Origin of the sequence: Campylobacter sp., from assembly GCF_030528245.1 — a bacterium.
Classification (GTDB): domain Bacteria; phylum Campylobacterota; class Campylobacteria; order Campylobacterales; family Campylobacteraceae; genus Campylobacter_D.
The window spans coordinates 14,712-29,983 of sequence record NZ_JAUMZG010000008.1; the positions used below are offsets into that span (position 1 = coordinate 14,712).

The window sequence follows — 15,272 nt, forward strand, 5'->3', positions numbered from 1 at the left end:
ATGTGCGGGATTGTCGGCTACATAGGAAAAAATGAGAAAAAACGAGTCATTCTAAATGGGCTCAAAGAGCTAGAATATAGAGGCTATGATAGCGCTGGGATGGCGGTGATGAGTGGGGGGGAGCTGCGTTTTTTTAAGGCTGTGGGTAAGCTCGAAAATTTAGCCAACAAATGCAAGGATTTTAGCAGTCAGGGGCAGGGTCTTGCCATAGGTCATACGCGATGGGCGACCCACGGCAAGCCCAATGAAATCAACGCTCATCCGCATTTGGGGCAGTATTCTTGCGTCATCCACAATGGCATCATTGAAAATTACAAGGAGCTTAAAGACGAGCTTGAGGCGGAGGGTGTGAGCTTTTTGAGCCAAACGGATACCGAGATCATCGTGCAATTGTTTGAATTTTACACGAAAAATTTGGACGCTTTTGCGGCCTTTGAAAAGACGATCAAGCGCCTACGCGGAGCCTTTGCCATCCTACTCATCACAAAAAAGGATGCGCAGAGGGTCTTTTTTGCTAAAAATGCCGCGCCCCTGATCGTGGGTAAGAATGCTGCGGGAGAGCTTTATTTTGCGAGCGGGGATGCTGCGCTCATCGGTAGCGCTAGCGAGGTGATTTATCTTGAGGATTTGAGTTTGGGCTATGCGGGGGCGCAGGAGCTGGTCATTTTTGAAAACGGAGCCCCTAAAAATAGCACCTTCGTCAAGCTTAGCAGCGATAAGGCCTACGCGCAAAAAGACGGCTTTCGTTTTTTCATGGAGAAAGAAATTTACGAGCAAAGTCGCGTGATGAGCGAGGTTTTGATGGGTCGCATTGAGGGCGAGAGGGTGGTTTTTGATGAGCTTGAGGGGGAGGATTTGGAGGGGCTTGATGCGATCACGCTTTGCGCCTGTGGGACGAGCTATCATGCGGCCTTGGCGGCGAGTTATTTGTTTGAAAGTGTGGCGGGAGTGAGCGCTAGGGTGGAGATAGCGAGCGAATTTCGCTACCGCAACGCCATCGTTAGGCCGGGCTCTCTTTTCGTCGTCATTTCGCAAAGTGGCGAGACCGCAGACACGCTAGAAGCCCTAAAAATCGCCAAGCAAAAGGGAGCAAAAAGCCTAGCCATTTGCAATGTGGATAATTCCAACATCGTTCGTTTGGCACATTTTTCGCTTTTGACCCGAGCGGGTATTGAAAAGGGCGTAGCCTCCACGAAGGCCTTTGCCACGCAGGTTTTGACGCTGTGGATGCTAGCGATCTTCATCGCGCAAAAGAAAAAAATGGATCTTGCTGGCGAGCTTGGGGCGCTTTTGAAAATTCCAAGTTGCGTGGTGGTGAAGCAGGCGATGCACGAGAAAATTCGTCGCCTTTCCAAGCGCTATTTGGACGGGCATGGCTTTTTTTTCATCGGGCGAGATGTGTTTTACCCGCTGGCCTTGGAGGGGGCACTAAAGCTTAAGGAGCTTTCTTATTTGCATGCGGAGGGCTATCCTGCGGGAGAGATGAAGCATGGCCCCATCGCTTTGGCTGATTCTAAGCTTTACACCATAGCGCTGATGCCCTCAAAAAAGCTGTATGAAAAGACAAAATCCAATGTGGAGGAGCTGATAGCTAGGGACTCAACCCTGCTGTGCATTTCGCCGCTAGAATTTGAGCTGGGGGATGATTTTATCAGGACTGGGGAGCATGAGCATTATATGTGTGAGTTTTTTGAAATGATGCTTGTGGTGCAGCTTTTGGCAATGGAAATTTCAATCAGGCTGGGCAATGATGTGGATATGCCGCGCAATTTGGCCAAGAGTGTAACGGTGGAGTGAGCTTAAATTTTTGATCCCGTGGCCGATATGGTGGGAAATTTATCTACAGAAGGAGCCGGGATGAGAATTTTTGTTCTGTTGCTTTTTATCTCTTCGGTGCTTTTTGCTGGCAAAAATTTTTCTAAAGAAGATGCGAGGGTGAGGGGGTATGATGCTTATTATTATAGTCAGCTTCGCTATTGCAATGCTTTACCCTTCTATCAAGGCTCGATGTGTCGTTTGAAGCTTTTTTCAAAATATCCAAGGATCGGCGATGAATATTGATGGCATTAATTTTAAATCCCTTTCTAGTGCTTATATCAGGTCCGGCGAAGTAGCCCTGCAAGCTCACTCACAAAATGAGCTCGCAAAGGAGGAGCAGGAGGGGGCCAAAATGCTAGAATTTGGCTCTAATGGCGTGGGCGTGAGGGTGGTTTTTGAGGATGGGCATAGCGATCAACTCATCAAACTCAGCCTGAGCGAGGATAATTTTGAACGACTGAGAAATAAATTTAAAGACGAAGGAAACTATTTTCAAAGAGAAGATGGGAGCATCAGGCTCAATGCCGATGCGCAAAATTTCGTTTCTTCGTGGTTTAGCGATATGGCCTATGGGTTAAATTGGCTCCAGGCCGATGCGGACAAGGATGGCATTATAGCGGGCTCTGAACTTGAGAATGCCTATTTGCATACGACCGAGATTGGCATTGAGGGTAGAAATGTGCACTTTTCTTATGCGGGCAAGATGCGAGCTGATTCGACCATGCTTAATGAAATCGACATCGAAGCGGGCTTGAATGATAGGTTGAATAGCGATAAAAATTTGGATGGTCAGGTGGATTACAGTGAGCTTTACGATACTAACGATTTGAGGACTTTTGCGAGGGTGGCTGATGAGTTGGACGTGGCTAGCAGGGCTTTTAATGCGAGCAAAAAGAAGAAGGCTAAAGATTTGCTGACAAAAGTGCTTGAGGGGGGTCTTTCTGCGCTCACGCAGCAGGAGTTGGCGCAGTTTCGGGTGCAGCATCCTAGCCAGTATGAAAAATTAGCATCCCAAAATGACTTGAGGCAAAATTTGAGTCAAGATTTTTCAAGGCAGTTTTCAAATTATGATTTTAGGATTATTGATTTTAAAATTTGATCGAAAATTTTAACTTTTCATTAAAAAAAGGTTAATGATACTTGTATAAAATCCGCCATTCTTACATCAGCAAAGGAGTTTAAGGTGGATTATAGAGTCGAACGCGACACGATGGGCGAGGTGAAAGTGCCTGATGAAAAATATTGGGGCGCTCAAACGCAAAGAAGCTTTGAGAATTTCAAAATCGGCATTGAAAAGATGCCTAGGGTTTTGATTCATGCTTTTGCCAACCTCAAAAAGTCCCTAGCCCTTGTCAATAACAGGCTGGGGAAGCTTAACGATGCGAAAAAAGACGCCATCGTTAAGGCTTGCGATGAGATTTGTGCGGGAAAATTTGACGACAACTTCCCCCTTGCGATCTGGCAGACGGGCTCGGGTACGCAGAGCAATATGAATTTAAACGAGGTCATCGCTAACCGCGCTACCGAGCTCATGGGTGGGGATTTCCGCAAAGAAAAGCTCGTGCATCCCAATGACGATGTGAATATGAGCCAAAGCTCCAACGACACCTTCCCGACCGCGATGAGCATAGCAGCCGTGCAGCAGGTGGAGAAAAAGCTAGTCCCCGCTCTGGATACCCTCATCGCTACCTTTGAGAGGAAGGTGCGAGAATTTGAGGGCATCATCAAGATCGGACGCACGCATCTTCAAGATGCCACGCCGCTCACCCTGGCGCAGGAATTTAGCGGCTATTTGTCCATGCTGACGCACTCCAAAGAGCAAATTATCGCTTCTTTGCCGACCTTAAGGGAGCTTGCCATTGGCGGCACAGCGGTTGGCACGGGGCTTAATGCGCATCCGCAGCTCAGTGAGAAAGTGAGCGAGGAGTTGAGCAAACTTCTGGGCACGAGTTTTGTTTCCAGTCCTAATAAATTCCACGCCTTAACCAGCCACGATGCGATAAATTTCACGCACGGCGCGATGAAGGGGCTGGCGGCAAATTTGATGAAAATCGCTAACGATATCAGGTGGTTGGCCTCGGGTCCTAGGTGCGGGCTTGGTGAGCTCATCATCCCAGAAAACGAGCCCGGAAGCTCCATAATGCCGGGCAAGGTCAATCCCACCCAGTGCGAGGCGATGACGATGGTGGCGGTGCAGGTGATGGGAAACGATGCGGCCATCGGTTTTGCGGCATCTCAGGGGAATTTTGAGCTCAATGTTTTCAAGCCGGTGATTATTTATAATTTTTTGCAGAGCCTTGATTTGCTAGCTGATGCGATGCTTTCTTTCAATGAGCATTGTGCTGTGGGCATTGAGCCAAATCGTGCGAAGATAGACTTCAACCTGCACAATTCTTTGATGCTCGTTACCGCCCTCAATCCTCACATCGGCTATGAAAACGCAGCAAAGGTGGCGAAAAATGCCCATAAAAAAGGCATTTCTTTGAAAGAGAGCGCTAGGGAGCTGGGCTTGGTGAGTGAGGAGGATTTTAAGAATTTCGTCGATCCTAGCAAGATGATAGGACCTAAGGCTTAGGATTATCAAGCAATGAAAATTGCTTGATTTTTCTGGCTTGCAGATTTGTTTTAAGTGTCGTTTGATTTTCGCTCTTTTGTCTCAAATTTTAAGCGGTGCCTGCCTTGATGATGTGGTTTGAGGCCGAAGAATTTGTTTCTTCGTCTGCATTTTCTTGCGAATCTTTTTGTTTTTTCGCCTCTTGGGCCTTCATTTTCATCATTTCTGCCCTTGCTTCAAACTCCATCTTAGCAGCGTTTGCGGCGACCTTATAATCCTGAGGACTGGGATCGGATGGCGCCATAGCAGCAGCGATAATCTGCCTCGCGTTGGCTATGGTTTGCTCGGGCGTATTGCCCTCCTGCATCCTGATGGGCACCTCACCCGCCACAGCATACATTTGGTTATCAGGCCCCTTGACATAGCTAAAACTCGCCGCTCCCGTAAGCCCCCCACCCGCTGCCTGATGCGCCGCTTCGTGAGCTTTGACATTGCGATCTATGTTTTGAAGCTCCCTTAGGGCCTGCACTTCCTTTGCGTTAAGCTCAACGCCATTGATCATTTGCCTTGGCTCTTCTTGTGAATTTTTGGCGTTTTCATTGTGCTGTTTTTGAAAGCTGGAATGATAGTGATTGTAATTGGAATCGATTCGCATGGCTTTTCCTTTATTTAAATTTTTTATTAATTATATCTAAACTGGTTTTAAAAATTTTATATAATTTTGTCAAATTTTGCACGAGGAGAGGGGATGCGAATTTACGAAAATGAGAATTTTTACATTGAAAAAGAGGAGGCGCAAATACCTTGGATCAAAATTTTTACGCAAAAAAATTACAAAGAATTGAGCGATTGTCCTGAGTTTTTACGAAAAGAGCTTTTTGAGAAAATTTTACTTTGCGAGAGGGCGCTGATAGCCTTTTACAAGCCTGATAAAATCAATATCGCATCCTTTGCCAACTATCTTCCAAGGGTGCATTTTCACATTATGGCGCGTTTTAGGGAGGATGCTTTTTTTCCAGAATGCATGTGGGGTAAGCAACAAAGAGAGTTGAAAGAACTCAACCTACCCAAATTTGAAAATTTTGTAGATTTTTTAAGGGAAAAATTACAATAAATTATTAATGAATAATTAGCTTTTTTGAGTAGAATTTCAAATATTTTTTAAGGAGAAACGATGAAAAAATTATTTTTGACCGCCATCGCGACAGCCCTGTTGCTCTGCTCCAGCCTTTTGGCGAAGGATTATACTTTGGATAAAACGCACACGGATGTGAGTTTTAAGATCAAACATTTGCAAATCAGCAATGTCAGGGGCAATTTTAAGGATTATGATGCGGTGATTGATTTTGACCCTCAAAGCAAGGAATTTAAAAGGCTGGAGGCCACCATAAAGGTCGCTTCAGTGGATACTGACAATAAAACCAGAGACAATCATCTGCAGCAAGATGATTTTTTTAAGGCTAAAAAATTCCCCGATATGACCTTTGTGATGAAAAAATACGAAAAAAGCGGGGATGATAGGGGAAAGATGACGGGGGTTTTAACCATCGCTGGCGTTTCTAAAGAAATCGTTTTGGACACAGAAATCGGCGGGGTAATTAAGCTCGATAGCATGAAAGAAAAAATAGGCTTTAGCTTGAAAGGGCTCATTAAAAGAAGCGAGTTTAACTTTGCTCCAAGTACAAAAACCATAACTTTAGGCGATGAAATTTGGCTTGATATTGAAGTGGAGGCGAACGAAAAATAATCATCTTAAGCCTTAAAAAATTTGTTTTTTAAGGCTCGTTAAATTCTGCATCAATCCACCCTCGTTTTCCTGCCATGCGATTTTAAAATCAGGCTTAAATTCCTCCCCTTCTAGGCTTAAATGAGTGTTTTTAAGCGTGGATTCCAAATAGGCAAGATGATGCAGTGCGGCGTTTTTGTCCTTGAAAACGAGAATGAAATCATCATTTAAAATAAAAATTTGACATCTAAAACGCTTAAGAATTTTGGCGATTTGCTTTAAAATCAGCTTTTTATAAGATTCTTTTGTGGATTGAAGCTCGCAAAAATGCAGAAGGGCTAGGGTGTAACTTTCTTTGTTTTTTAGAAAAAATTCAAGCTTTTTTTGATTGGGTAGTTTTGTCAAGGCATCGTAAAATAACGCTTTGTAAGCATTTTGTAAAAGATAAAAACAAAAAACAGCACTTGCAAATTCGTAGTATTTTATTTCCCAAGTTTTTTCAAACAAAAAATTAACATACATCCCCACAAGGGCCACAATGGGATAAAATTCAAGGTTTCTAAGCGCCTTCAGGCCTAAAAATAACCCGCTTGAAAGAAAGATGATGAAACCAAGCTCATTAATCGTTTCAAAAAAATTAAAAATTTCAAAATTCAAAGCAGCGCTGACAAAATGCGTATTTTGCGGCAAAATGAGAACTAAAATGCCCATAAAAGCAAGCAATAAAATGGCGCTAAGATTGGCCCTGTCAAAAATTTTTGCGGGGAATTTTTTGAGAAAAAATATCAAAAAAACAAAGGGTAAAAATAAAGAAACGAACAAATGCGCTTGCAAAACGCTTGTGAAAAGATAGGGGATTTTTGCTCCAAGCAGGGCTAGAGTGAGGAAAAAAATCCTCGCATTGCTAAAATACAAACTCAGCGCGAGAGCCAAAAGTTCAAAAATCAAGCTTAAAATCAACAAAATTTCCACCATCAAATCCTATCGCCCAGTGATTTTACGTTTTCTTCAAAAAGCCAGCATCCTTTTGCCGTCCCGATAAATTCCTCTGCAAACAACCAAGCACCTTTGGCCCGTTCGCATTTTATCGCGTTCGCATCGACACACATCCGCAGGCTGCCACAAAAGCGAAAGCCACCGCCCCACCTGCTATTCTATAGCGGTCGGTGTCGCGATGAGCCCCAAAGAGCGATATTTGCGGTAAAGCTCGAAAATTTCCTTCACCTCCGCCTCGCTGACCTTAGGATAATCCTTAATGTTTTTATCAAAATACTTATTCAAAATAGCGATTTTTTCCTCGTCCGTTTTAGCGCTCTTGCTTTCTTTGTAGATGAGAGCCGCCTTTTCAAAAGCGCTTTTTCCGTGCGCGACTGGAGTGAGGATGAAATGAATTTGCTTAGTCTTAAGCATATTTTTTATGTTTGCCATCTGCTCCCTACAGTAGGGACACTCAGGGTCTGAAAACACATAAATTTTAGGCTTGTTTTTGTCCCCCAAGCTGATGATCATCCTCTCTTTTTGCACCGCGCTCTTGGCATTTTTAGCAAAATTTTCCCTCGCTTTTTGGAATTTTTTGACCTCAAAATCCTGCCTGTAAGAAATCCTAGCCTTCAAATCAATAACATCCGGCACGATGATGTTATCTTTTGTGAAAAGAATTTCCTCCCGCTTATTCCCATCCACCTCTATGCCTATGATCACGCTCTCAAAGCCCGTATCGCCGACCTTTTTTCTTTCTTTTATGCTGATTTTAGCGTCAGGAAACTGCGCCTTGATCGTGCTTGAGTAAAACTCCAAAAGCTCCGCATCGCTCGCCGCAAATAATGCCCCGCAAAGTCCCAAAACAAGACCGATCTTCTTCATCATCCACTCCCTGAAAAAATTTCTATAATTTTATAGTCCCACATTAAATTTTTGCTTTCAAAAAGCGACTATCCTTTATTTTCACCACCCTTTCATCAAGGTCAAGATACTCCAAATAAGCGATGGCATATTTTCTAGAAAGCCGAAATTTCTGCTTGAGAATTTGCACATCAAGGCTTTGTTTTTCAAGCCACAAAAGCAGTTCTTGCTTTAAATTTTCAAGAGCGCTTTTTTCCACGAAAAGATTATGCGCCAGACGCACCACCAAGCCCTTTTTTGTGAGTTTTTTAAGCAGGACATCGCCGCTTTTTCTATCCAGCTCTAAATTCTCATAGAGATTATAGGGCGCATCGGGGGTTAGGGCTTGATTTTTAAGGATTTCATAAAGTTTAGCAAGACCCTCATCCTGCAAAGATTGTAAATTCAAGCCCTTTTTAAAATACACACCCCGCTCACAGGCTAGATCCATCCGTTTTAAAGCAAAGCCACAAAGCCCCTCACTCGCCCAAGGGATGCGCAGGGACATGGATTGAGGCGCGATCATCGCGTGAGGATTTTTTGCCAGCACAGAATCGACCCATTTTTGCAGCACATCAAGGGCATCTAGCGCGTAGACATTAAGCCCCTTTTCATCCACAAAGGCCCCTTTTAAATTTTTAGCCAATTCTAAGGCTTTTTCATGCTTGAGGCCAAATCTTTGATAGCTTGAAAGCAGCCCAAAGCCGCGTTTGTGCGCGTTTTTGAGAAGGTCAAAGGCAGCGGGGAAATTTTTTTCCCTCAAAAGACCCAAAAGCTTGATTTTTTTGTCCCTTTTGAGCGGCTCACTCACGGGGTTTAAAACCCTCCCGCCGCAAAAAACGCGCCCATTTTCAAGCAAGATAAAGGCCTCATTAAAGCCCAAAAAAAGCTTTTTTTTAAAACGCAAATGCGCAAAAAATTCCCCATCGGCGCATTTTTCAAGCACACGAAGCTCCGTCTCAAGCTGCCTACTCCCCACGCAAAAAATGAATTTTTGATCCCTCACATCCTTCGCATAGAGCAGGACATCACACTCCAAAAAGCCCCTAAAAAAGCCTTTTTTACTCAGCAAAAAGCCCGCTTGAAGCTTCTTGTAATCGCAATTCAAGTTCAGGGCCACACGACCTGGGGCCCGGATGTGGCTTAAATTTTTCTCAAAGCTTTGGATGTTTTTCACCCGCATTTCCTCGCCGCTATCCGGGCAGATGATTTTTTCGCCCCTGATGATTTCTCCCTCGTTCAAGCTGCCCGTAACGATAGTCCCCACACCCTTGAGCGAAAAGACCCTATCAATGTAAAGCCTGAAAATTTGCCCCTCGTCCAGTCCCTGCAAAGCTAGGCCAAAAGGTAGGCCAAAGAGAAATTCTTTCAGATCCTCAATGCCCATTTTTGTGAGGGTGCTGGTGTGAAAAATTTTGCAAGGCTCCATTTTTAAAGCCCCCATTTGCTCTAAAATTTCCTCGCTTTTTTGCTTTAAATTTTCGCACAAATCGCACTTGCTCAAAACCAAAATGATCCTTCGCACTCCCAAAATTTGCAGCACCATCAAATGCTCCAAACTCTGCGCCCTCAAGCCCTCATTAATATCCACTACGAATAAGGAGGCGTTGAAGCCAAAGGCGCCGCTTATCATCGTTTTGAGCAAATCCTTATGCCCCGGCACATCGATGAAGGCTAAATTCACCCCCCCCCTGCTTAAATTTGAAAAACTGAGTTTCAGGGTGATTTGCCTTTCTTTTTCCTCCTTGAGCGTGTCGCCTTCAAAGCCATTGAGCGCCTTAATGAGCGAGGTTTTGCCGTGGTCTATGTGCCCTGCGGTGCCGATGATGAGGGTTTTCATAGCGCGTTAATCCCACCCACAAGGCTTTCTAGCTCCTCCTCCAAAACACTGCGAAAGTCCAAAACCGCCCTCCCATCCTCCACGCGCGCGATGATGTTTTTTTCCCGCATTCTCTCCTGCAAGCAAAGCGCCTCGCCCTCAAGCGCCAAAACGGCTGTGGGTAGGCTTTTACCCGGCATCGAGCCCGCGCCGACTAAGGAGCGGCTGGTTTTTAGCGCGCTTGTGATCTTAAGCCTAGCTTGTGCCCAAAGGGCCTTTTTTTTGACCGCTGCTAAATCATCGTTTAAAAGCTTCAGGGTGGGAATTTTCGCGTAGGATTTTTCCAAATAGGCCCTGAGGCTTTCGTTCAAAAAGGCTAGGGTGATTTTATCCACGCGTAGCATCCTCAAAAGCTGATTTTGCCGCATTTTATCGATGAGGGCGCTCTTGCCTAGGATGATGCCTGCTTGCACAGAGCCAAAAAGCTTATCGCCGCTGAAGCTTAAAACATCGCAATGCTTGAGGACTTTTTTGATTTCAGGCTCGTTTTTTGCAAGGCTAGATTCTAGCTTTCCGCACCAGCCAGAGCCCAAATCATAATAGCACCAAAGCCCCCTCTTGCGAGCCAGAGCGCCCAAATCCTCAATGCCGACCTCACCATGAAAGCCCGCGAGGGTGAAATTTGATTTGTGCGTTTTTAAAATCAAAGCCGTGCTTTCACTCAGGGCCTTGGCATAGTCTTCAAGATGCGTTTTATTGCTCGTGCCCACCTCGATGAGCCTGCTGCCTGCTGCCCTTATCACCTCGCTCATCCTAAAGCCCCCGCCGATTTCGACAAGCTCGCCCTTTGAAGTGATGAGCTCGGCATCACGAGCTAGGGAATTGAGCACCAAAAATACCGCCGCTGCGTTGTTATTGACGATGAGGGCGTCCTCGCAGTCAAAGAGAATTTTAAGTTTCTCAAGCACCACGCCATAGCGTGAGCCTCTTTTGCCGCTTTTGAGATCAAATTCTAGGTTGGAGTAGGAGCAGAGCAAATTTTTGCAGGCTTCAAAGCTTTGTTTGTCGATGAGGCTGCGGCCCAGATTGGTGTGTAAAATCACGCCCGTAGCGTTGATGAGGCTTTGAAAATCCCTGCGGTCAAATTTTAAAAGCGCGTCTTGAATCCTCAAAATCAAGGCGTTTTCATCCAAGAATTCCTTATTTTTGCGGCATTGTGCGACAATGGCTCTGGCAAAATGCACCTTCAAAAGGTGCGGGTAAGGCTTTAAGGCCTCGTTTTGAAGCAGTTTTTGGATGGGCGTGAAGCGGAAGTTTTCATTCATTATAGAGCCTTAGAAGATCTGCAAAAGATTTTAGTGCAGAATTTTTAACGCAGTTAAAATTGCTTCTTTTTAATCTCAGCCTTGATTTCATCGACCATCGCATTGACCTTGAGACTGATTTCTTGAGAATGACTGACCGCTTCGACGCTTTGTTGCGTTACGGATTCTAACTGGGCGATGGCCTCGTTGATTTGGCTTATGCCCTGCGTTTGCTCCTTGATGCTCTCGCTCATGTCATTGACCCCTTGGACTAGGACATTGAAATTGGCTTCGATAAAGGTTTGGCTTGTATTTTTTCCAATTATATAAAGTGCTAACATCAACACCCAAATGATACGCCATATCGCGTTTGCTTTTTTTCGCCATAAGCTACCTTAAATTTTTAAATGCTTTAGGCTGATTTTACATTAAAAATTCTTTATTAAAAACACTTGAAATAATCAATGTTTTATTAAAAATATATTTAATATTTCAATATTTTATAGGCTAAATTAGTGGAACAATTCCATTTCATTTTTTTAAGAAAGGAGTTTTTCTATGAATAAAGTAGATGTGATGGCAAACACTGCGTGGGCTATTGGCGATGATTATGAGTTAAATTTGGTTGAGCGAAAGCTTGATAAATTTTCTAGTGAACAATTAAAGCAATTTGATAGCAGGATGGATAAACTAAATTTAAAAGAGGCATCAAAATTAAAAATTCTTACATTTTTTTTTGGTGCTTTTGGAATTGCTAGATTTATGACTGGGCAAAAGAATATTTCTTTTGGTTGCTATGCTTATTGTTCCAAAGATTATGATTCAAAGTGTGGACATTCATTCTGATTCCGATTCATTAGTTGGTGTATTTATGCTTTTTGGAGGAGGCGCACTTTTAATTGGTTTAAAAATTTTAATTGTAATTTTATGGATTTGGGATTTTGCAAAAGCTGATGATTTAGCTTATAATTACAATTTTTATCAAATTATGGGTTTGATACGGGATATAGAAAATAAAGATGAGAAAGGAAAAAGCAATGATTAAATTTAACGCGTTAATTACACTTCAAGGTGCAGCTAACACAGGAAAGACTGCAAGTATTTCTCGTGCATTTTTACGCACTTTAGAAAATAAATTTTTAGTGAAATATTTTAAATATTATGAAAAAGGCGATTTTGTAGCCATAGTGGAATTTGATGGTAAATATGTAGCTTTTTGCTCGGTTGGTGATGTTGATTTAGAGCTTGTAAATCAATTTGAGTTGCTAAGCAAAGAAGCTTTAGAGCAAGGCATTAAGTGCTTTGATGTTTTGGTGGTGGCACATCGCACAAGTGGTAAAACTTGCGATTTTATAAAAGAATGCTTAAGGCAAAATACTCAAACTAAGATTAGAGAATTTAAAAGTCTAACCAAAGGTGAATTTTATGATGAAAATGGGGGATTTTTACACAAAAAAATGGAGCAACACATCAAACAGACTTCTAAAGAGCTTTACGAGGCAATTAAAGCTTGTCTTTAATATGACACTTTTTTTTAGGTTTGACTTAGTTTAAACCTTTCTTCTTTATTAAAAGCTTTTCGCTACAATACTTCAAAAATTCTAAGGAAAATTATGGTCGAAGTTAAAAATCTCACGATGCGCTTTGCCAATCAGCTCTTGTTTGAAAATGTAAATTTAAAGCTTGTTAGGGGGCAGCGATACGGGCTCATCGGTGCGAACGGCGCTGGCAAAAGCACTTTTTTAAAAATTCTCTCAGGCGAGCTTGAAGCAAATAGCGGTGAAATTTGCATCGATGAGGGTTTGCGCGTGGCGGTTTTGGGGCAGGATCAGTTCGCCTTTGAAAATTACACAGTAAAAGATGCCGTGATGTGCGCAAACAAGAGGCTTTACGAGGCCTTGAAGGAAAAAGAAAAGCTTTATTTGAGCGAGGAATTTACAGACGCCATCAATGAGCGCTTGGGTGAGCTTGAGATGGTTTGCGCAGAAGAGGACCCCAACTACGACTGCGAAACGAGGTGTGAGAAAATTTTAAGCTCTTTAAAAATCAAGGATTTTAATGCTTTAATGAGTAGCCTACAAAGTGCGGATAAATTTAAGGTTTTATTGGCACAGGTGCTATTTTTGGGCGCGGATGTGCTGTTTTTGGACGAGCCGACCAATAACCTTGACTTAGAGGCGATTTCTTGGCTTGAAAATGAGCTTTTGCGCCACGAGGGGACCCTTGTGGTGATCAGCCACGATAGGCATTTTCTCAATAAAATTTGCACGCGAATTTTGGATGTGGATTTTAAGCAAATTCGCGATTTTGCGGGCAATTATGACGACTGGTATATGGCTTCTACGCTTTTGGCTAGGCAAGCTGAGCTTAAGCGCGATAAAACTCTAAAAGAGCGCGAGGAGCTAGAAAATTTCATACGCCGATTTTCCGCGAACGCTTCTAAGGCAAGGCAGGCCACAAGTAGGGCGAAGGCTTTGGAAAAATTAGAGCTAGAGGAGATTAAAATCTCCAGCAGACGCGACCCTAGCATTGTCTTTCGTCCGGGGCGGGAAATTGGCAACGAGGTGCTAGAATTTAAGGGCATTAGCAAGGCTTATGATGTGGCCTTGTTTTCAAATTTGGAGCTTAAAATCGAAAAGGGGGATAAAATCGCCCTTATCGGTGCAAACGGCGTGGGTAAAAGCACTTTGGCTAAAATCATCGCTGGAGCGTTAAAGGCTGATAGTGGCTTAGTGCATTTGGGTGCGACCATTGAGCTTGGGTATTTTCCGCAGGATACGAGTCGTCTCATTTGTGGAGATGTGAAACTTTACGAATGGCTGATGAGTGAAAAATTTAAGGATTTAGACTTAATTCGCAAGTGTTTAGGTAGAATGCTTTTTAGTGGCGCAGATCAGGAAAAAAATGCGGGAAGTTTAAGCGGGGGAGAAAAGCATCGCCTGATGCTCTCTCGCCTGATGCTTGAGCGGGGGAATTTTTTGCTTTTGGATGAGCCGGATAATCATTTGGATTTAGAAAGCATCATTGCCCTGGGCGAGGCTTTGCACAATTTTAAGGGCGTAGCACTTTGCATCACGCACGATAGGGAGCTTGTGAGCGCTTTTGCCAATCGCATCTGGCATTTAGACGGAGGAAAGTTGCGTGATTTTCGCGGGACTTATGAGGAATTTTTAGGAGAGTAAAATGTACACTTACAGGATCAAATACGCAGCAGGTTTTGGGCACAACACGCAAAATCACAAGGGCTTTGGACCGACCATTTACATCGAGGAAGTGGTGCTTTACCAAACGCACAAGGACTATTTTGACTACATCGATTTTTACGAGGCGCATTCTAAGAGTGATGATACCTATTTTCACATCTCCTTCATGGAGGAGCGACCCTTGAGCCAAAAGGAAATCAAAATCCGTAGTGAGTATCGAAAGCTACGCGATGAGCGCTGTCAGAGGGCGAAGGAGGAATTTATCAAAAACAACGAAATCGAGCCTGAGCATTTGCCAACGCACGGGGATTAAAATTTGCCCAATTCTAGGCGCAGATGTTGAGGATTAAAGGCCTTGCAGAAATTTTCAAGGCGCATTCTTTCTCCCGCATCGCAAAAGACGCCGATGAGGACCGCATTTTCTACGAATTTTTTTGTGTATTCTGGGGCGTTTTTTTGCAAAAAATGTTCAATTTGGGCTAGATTTTGAAGGCGAGCGTGGAGGGTTATCGTTTCTTTCACGGCGTGAAAATTCGCCTCCTTCAAGGCCGCATTAGCCGCTGCGGTGTAGGCTTTTACGAGGCCTCCAGTGCCGAGCTTCACCCCGCCAAAATAGCGCACCACGATGAGCCCCACATCCACGAGCTCCTTGCCCCTTAGGACATTGAGGCAGGGCAGAGCTGAGGTGCCCTTAGGCTCGCCATCATCGCTTTTATCCTCGATGATTTGTTTGAGAGCGTTGCGGTAGCGTAGGGCATGGACAAAATGCGCGGCCTTGGGGTGTTCTATTTTTAGCCTCTTAAGCTCAGTTTTAAAGGCACTAAAGGGACAAAGCGTGGCGATGAAGGCGGACTTTTTGACCTCGATTTTTGCGGTGTAAATTTCAGTGAGGGTTTGCATTAAATAATTATAATCTAAAAAAATTATGAAAAATTTTTTCTAAAATACGATTTAGGAGATGTAAAAT

Annotated in this window: 18 protein-coding genes and 1 pseudogene; 11 read left to right on the top strand and 8 right to left on the bottom strand. The window is 43.7% G+C overall.

All coding sequences use genetic code 11. The features are described from left to right. The 4 genes from glmS to fumC all read left to right on the top strand — a co-directional run bounded on the left by glmS (nt 1) and on the right by fumC (nt 4,393). Nucleotides 1-1,797 (top strand): glutamine--fructose-6-phosphate transaminase (isomerizing), encoded by a 1,797-nt coding sequence (gene glmS / locus Q4A73_RS02605; protein WP_303205882.1) that lies wholly within the window; start codon nt 1-3, stop codon nt 1,795-1,797. Nucleotides 1,798-1,857: 60 nt separating this feature from the next. Continuing rightward, nucleotides 1,858-2,061 (top strand): hypothetical protein, encoded by a 204-nt coding sequence (locus tag Q4A73_RS02610; protein WP_303205883.1) that lies wholly within the window; start codon nt 1,858-1,860, stop codon nt 2,059-2,061. Beyond that, nucleotides 2,051-2,917 (top strand): hypothetical protein, encoded by an 867-nt coding sequence (locus Q4A73_RS02615; protein WP_303205884.1) that lies wholly within the window; start codon nt 2,051-2,053, stop codon nt 2,915-2,917. The genes Q4A73_RS02610 and Q4A73_RS02615 overlap by 11 nt, the downstream gene beginning before the upstream one ends. Before the next feature lie 84 nt (nt 2,918-3,001). Next, nucleotides 3,002-4,393, top strand: a complete 1,392-nt coding sequence (gene fumC, locus Q4A73_RS02620; RefSeq protein ID WP_303205885.1) for a class II fumarate hydratase — start codon at nt 3,002-3,004, stop codon at nt 4,391-4,393. Between the two features lie 88 nt (nt 4,394-4,481). Here fumC and Q4A73_RS02625 read toward each other — a convergent pair whose 3' ends face one another. Beyond that, nucleotides 4,482-5,027 (bottom strand): putative metalloprotease CJM1_0395 family protein, encoded by a 546-nt coding sequence (locus tag Q4A73_RS02625; protein WP_303205886.1) that lies wholly within the window; start codon nt 5,025-5,027, stop codon nt 4,482-4,484. Nucleotides 5,028-5,120: 93 nt separating this feature from the next. On the opposite strand from Q4A73_RS02625, the gene Q4A73_RS02630 reads away from it, so the two are divergent. Next, nucleotides 5,121-5,486, top strand: coding sequence for an HIT family protein (locus Q4A73_RS02630; RefSeq protein WP_303205887.1), 366 nt, complete (start codon nt 5,121-5,123; stop codon nt 5,484-5,486). Nucleotides 5,487-5,546: 60 nt separating this feature from the next. Further along, entirely contained in the window at nt 5,547-6,119 is a 573-nt protein-coding gene (locus Q4A73_RS02635) for a YceI family protein (RefSeq protein WP_303205888.1), read from the top strand. A 12-nt stretch (nt 6,120-6,131) separates the two neighbouring features. Here Q4A73_RS02635 and Q4A73_RS02640 read toward each other — a convergent pair whose 3' ends face one another. From Q4A73_RS02640 to Q4A73_RS02665, 6 genes and pseudogenes are all read right to left on the bottom strand, one after another. Further along, nucleotides 6,132-7,073 carry a hypothetical protein gene (locus Q4A73_RS02640; protein ID WP_303205889.1) on the bottom strand — a complete coding sequence of 314 codons (942 nt, stop codon included), beginning with the start codon at nt 7,071-7,073 and terminating at the stop codon, nt 6,132-6,134. A 174-nt stretch (nt 7,074-7,247) separates the two neighbouring features. After that, nucleotides 7,248-7,961 carry a thioredoxin fold domain-containing protein gene (locus tag Q4A73_RS02645; RefSeq protein ID WP_303205890.1) on the bottom strand — a complete coding sequence of 238 codons (714 nt, stop codon included), beginning with the start codon at nt 7,959-7,961 and terminating at the stop codon, nt 7,248-7,250. A 43-nt stretch (nt 7,962-8,004) separates the two neighbouring features. Next, the gene (locus Q4A73_RS02650) at nt 8,005-9,819 is read right to left on the bottom strand and encodes a selenocysteine-specific translation elongation factor (RefSeq protein ID WP_303205891.1); all 1,815 of its coding nucleotides are present in this window, start codon (nt 9,817-9,819) and stop codon (nt 8,005-8,007) included. Further along, on the bottom strand, nt 9,816-11,123 hold the full coding sequence (selA, locus tag Q4A73_RS02655; RefSeq protein ID WP_303205892.1) for an L-seryl-tRNA(Sec) selenium transferase: 1,308 nt from the start codon (nt 11,121-11,123) through the stop codon (nt 9,816-9,818). The genes Q4A73_RS02650 and selA overlap by 4 nt, the downstream gene beginning before the upstream one ends. A gap of 53 nt (nt 11,124-11,176) precedes the next feature. After that, nucleotides 11,177-11,356: a methyl-accepting chemotaxis protein gene (locus tag Q4A73_RS02660; RefSeq protein WP_303205893.1), complete on the bottom strand. Its 180-nt coding sequence runs from the start codon at nt 11,354-11,356 to the stop codon at nt 11,177-11,179. A 37-nt stretch (nt 11,357-11,393) separates the two neighbouring features. Beyond that, a pseudogene (locus tag Q4A73_RS02665) lies at nt 11,394-11,489 on the bottom strand (transcriptional regulator); the annotation flags it as partial. A 171-nt stretch (nt 11,490-11,660) separates the two neighbouring features. On the opposite strand from Q4A73_RS02665, the gene Q4A73_RS02670 reads away from it, so the two are divergent. The 5 genes from Q4A73_RS02670 to Q4A73_RS02690 all read left to right on the top strand — a co-directional run bounded on the left by Q4A73_RS02670 (nt 11,661) and on the right by Q4A73_RS02690 (nt 14,618). Further along, the gene (locus Q4A73_RS02670; protein WP_303205894.1) at nt 11,661-11,948 is read left to right on the top strand and encodes a hypothetical protein; all 288 of its coding nucleotides are present in this window, start codon (nt 11,661-11,663) and stop codon (nt 11,946-11,948) included. Nucleotides 11,949-11,973: 25 nt separating this feature from the next. Next, nucleotides 11,974-12,147, top strand: a complete 174-nt coding sequence (locus tag Q4A73_RS02675; RefSeq protein ID WP_303205895.1) for a hypothetical protein — start codon at nt 11,974-11,976, stop codon at nt 12,145-12,147. Further along, nucleotides 12,140-12,622: a hypothetical protein gene (locus Q4A73_RS02680; protein ID WP_303205896.1), complete on the top strand. Its 483-nt coding sequence runs from the start codon at nt 12,140-12,142 to the stop codon at nt 12,620-12,622. Before Q4A73_RS02675 ends, Q4A73_RS02680 begins: the two co-directional genes overlap by 8 nt. 93 nt (nt 12,623-12,715) lie before the next feature. Continuing rightward, nucleotides 12,716-14,284, top strand: a complete 1,569-nt coding sequence (locus Q4A73_RS02685; RefSeq protein WP_303205897.1) for an ABC-F family ATP-binding cassette domain-containing protein — start codon at nt 12,716-12,718, stop codon at nt 14,282-14,284. A 1-nt stretch (nt 14,285) separates the two neighbouring features. Further along, nucleotides 14,286-14,618, top strand: a complete 333-nt coding sequence (locus Q4A73_RS02690; RefSeq protein ID WP_289234055.1) for a hypothetical protein — start codon at nt 14,286-14,288, stop codon at nt 14,616-14,618. Here Q4A73_RS02690 and Q4A73_RS02695 read toward each other — a convergent pair. After that, nucleotides 14,615-15,205 (bottom strand): YigZ family protein, encoded by a 591-nt coding sequence (locus Q4A73_RS02695; RefSeq protein WP_303205898.1) that lies wholly within the window; start codon nt 15,203-15,205, stop codon nt 14,615-14,617. The two genes, Q4A73_RS02690 and Q4A73_RS02695, sit on opposite strands and share 4 nt — an antisense overlap. Nucleotides 15,206-15,272 lie beyond the last annotated feature (67 nt).

Coding starts and splice junctions, on each gene's coding strand:
- Q4A73_RS02630 (WP_303205887.1), top strand. CDS start 5,121: ATGCGAATTTACGAAAATGAGAATTTTTACATTGAAAAAGAGGAGGCG.
- Q4A73_RS02615 (WP_303205884.1), top strand. CDS start 2,051: ATGAATATTGATGGCATTAATTTTAAATCCCTTTCTAGTGCTTATATC.
- Q4A73_RS02685 (WP_303205897.1), top strand. CDS start 12,716: ATGGTCGAAGTTAAAAATCTCACGATGCGCTTTGCCAATCAGCTCTTG.
- Q4A73_RS02635 (WP_303205888.1), top strand. CDS start 5,547: ATGAAAAAATTATTTTTGACCGCCATCGCGACAGCCCTGTTGCTCTGC.
- Q4A73_RS02650 (WP_303205891.1), bottom strand. CDS start 9,819: ATGAAAACCCTCATCATCGGCACCGCAGGGCACATAGACCACGGCAAA.
- Q4A73_RS02680 (WP_303205896.1), top strand. CDS start 12,140: ATGATTAAATTTAACGCGTTAATTACACTTCAAGGTGCAGCTAACACA.
- selA (WP_303205892.1), bottom strand. CDS start 11,123: ATGAATGAAAACTTCCGCTTCACGCCCATCCAAAAACTGCTTCAAAAC.
- Q4A73_RS02645 (WP_303205890.1), bottom strand. CDS start 7,961: ATGAAGAAGATCGGTCTTGTTTTGGGACTTTGCGGGGCATTATTTGCG.
- Q4A73_RS02695 (WP_303205898.1), bottom strand. CDS start 15,205: ATGCAAACCCTCACTGAAATTTACACCGCAAAAATCGAGGTCAAAAAG.
- Q4A73_RS02675 (WP_303205895.1), top strand. CDS start 11,974: ATGCTTTTTGGAGGAGGCGCACTTTTAATTGGTTTAAAAATTTTAATT.
- glmS (WP_303205882.1), top strand. CDS start 1: ATGTGCGGGATTGTCGGCTACATAGGAAAAAATGAGAAAAAACGAGTC.
- Q4A73_RS02640 (WP_303205889.1), bottom strand. CDS start 7,073: ATGGTGGAAATTTTGTTGATTTTAAGCTTGATTTTTGAACTTTTGGCT.
- Q4A73_RS02625 (WP_303205886.1), bottom strand. CDS start 5,027: ATGCGAATCGATTCCAATTACAATCACTATCATTCCAGCTTTCAAAAA.
- Q4A73_RS02610 (WP_303205883.1), top strand. CDS start 1,858: ATGAGAATTTTTGTTCTGTTGCTTTTTATCTCTTCGGTGCTTTTTGCT.
- Q4A73_RS02660 (WP_303205893.1), bottom strand. CDS start 11,356: ATGAGCGAGAGCATCAAGGAGCAAACGCAGGGCATAAGCCAAATCAAC.
- Q4A73_RS02670 (WP_303205894.1), top strand. CDS start 11,661: ATGAATAAAGTAGATGTGATGGCAAACACTGCGTGGGCTATTGGCGAT.
- Q4A73_RS02690 (WP_289234055.1), top strand. CDS start 14,286: ATGTACACTTACAGGATCAAATACGCAGCAGGTTTTGGGCACAACACG.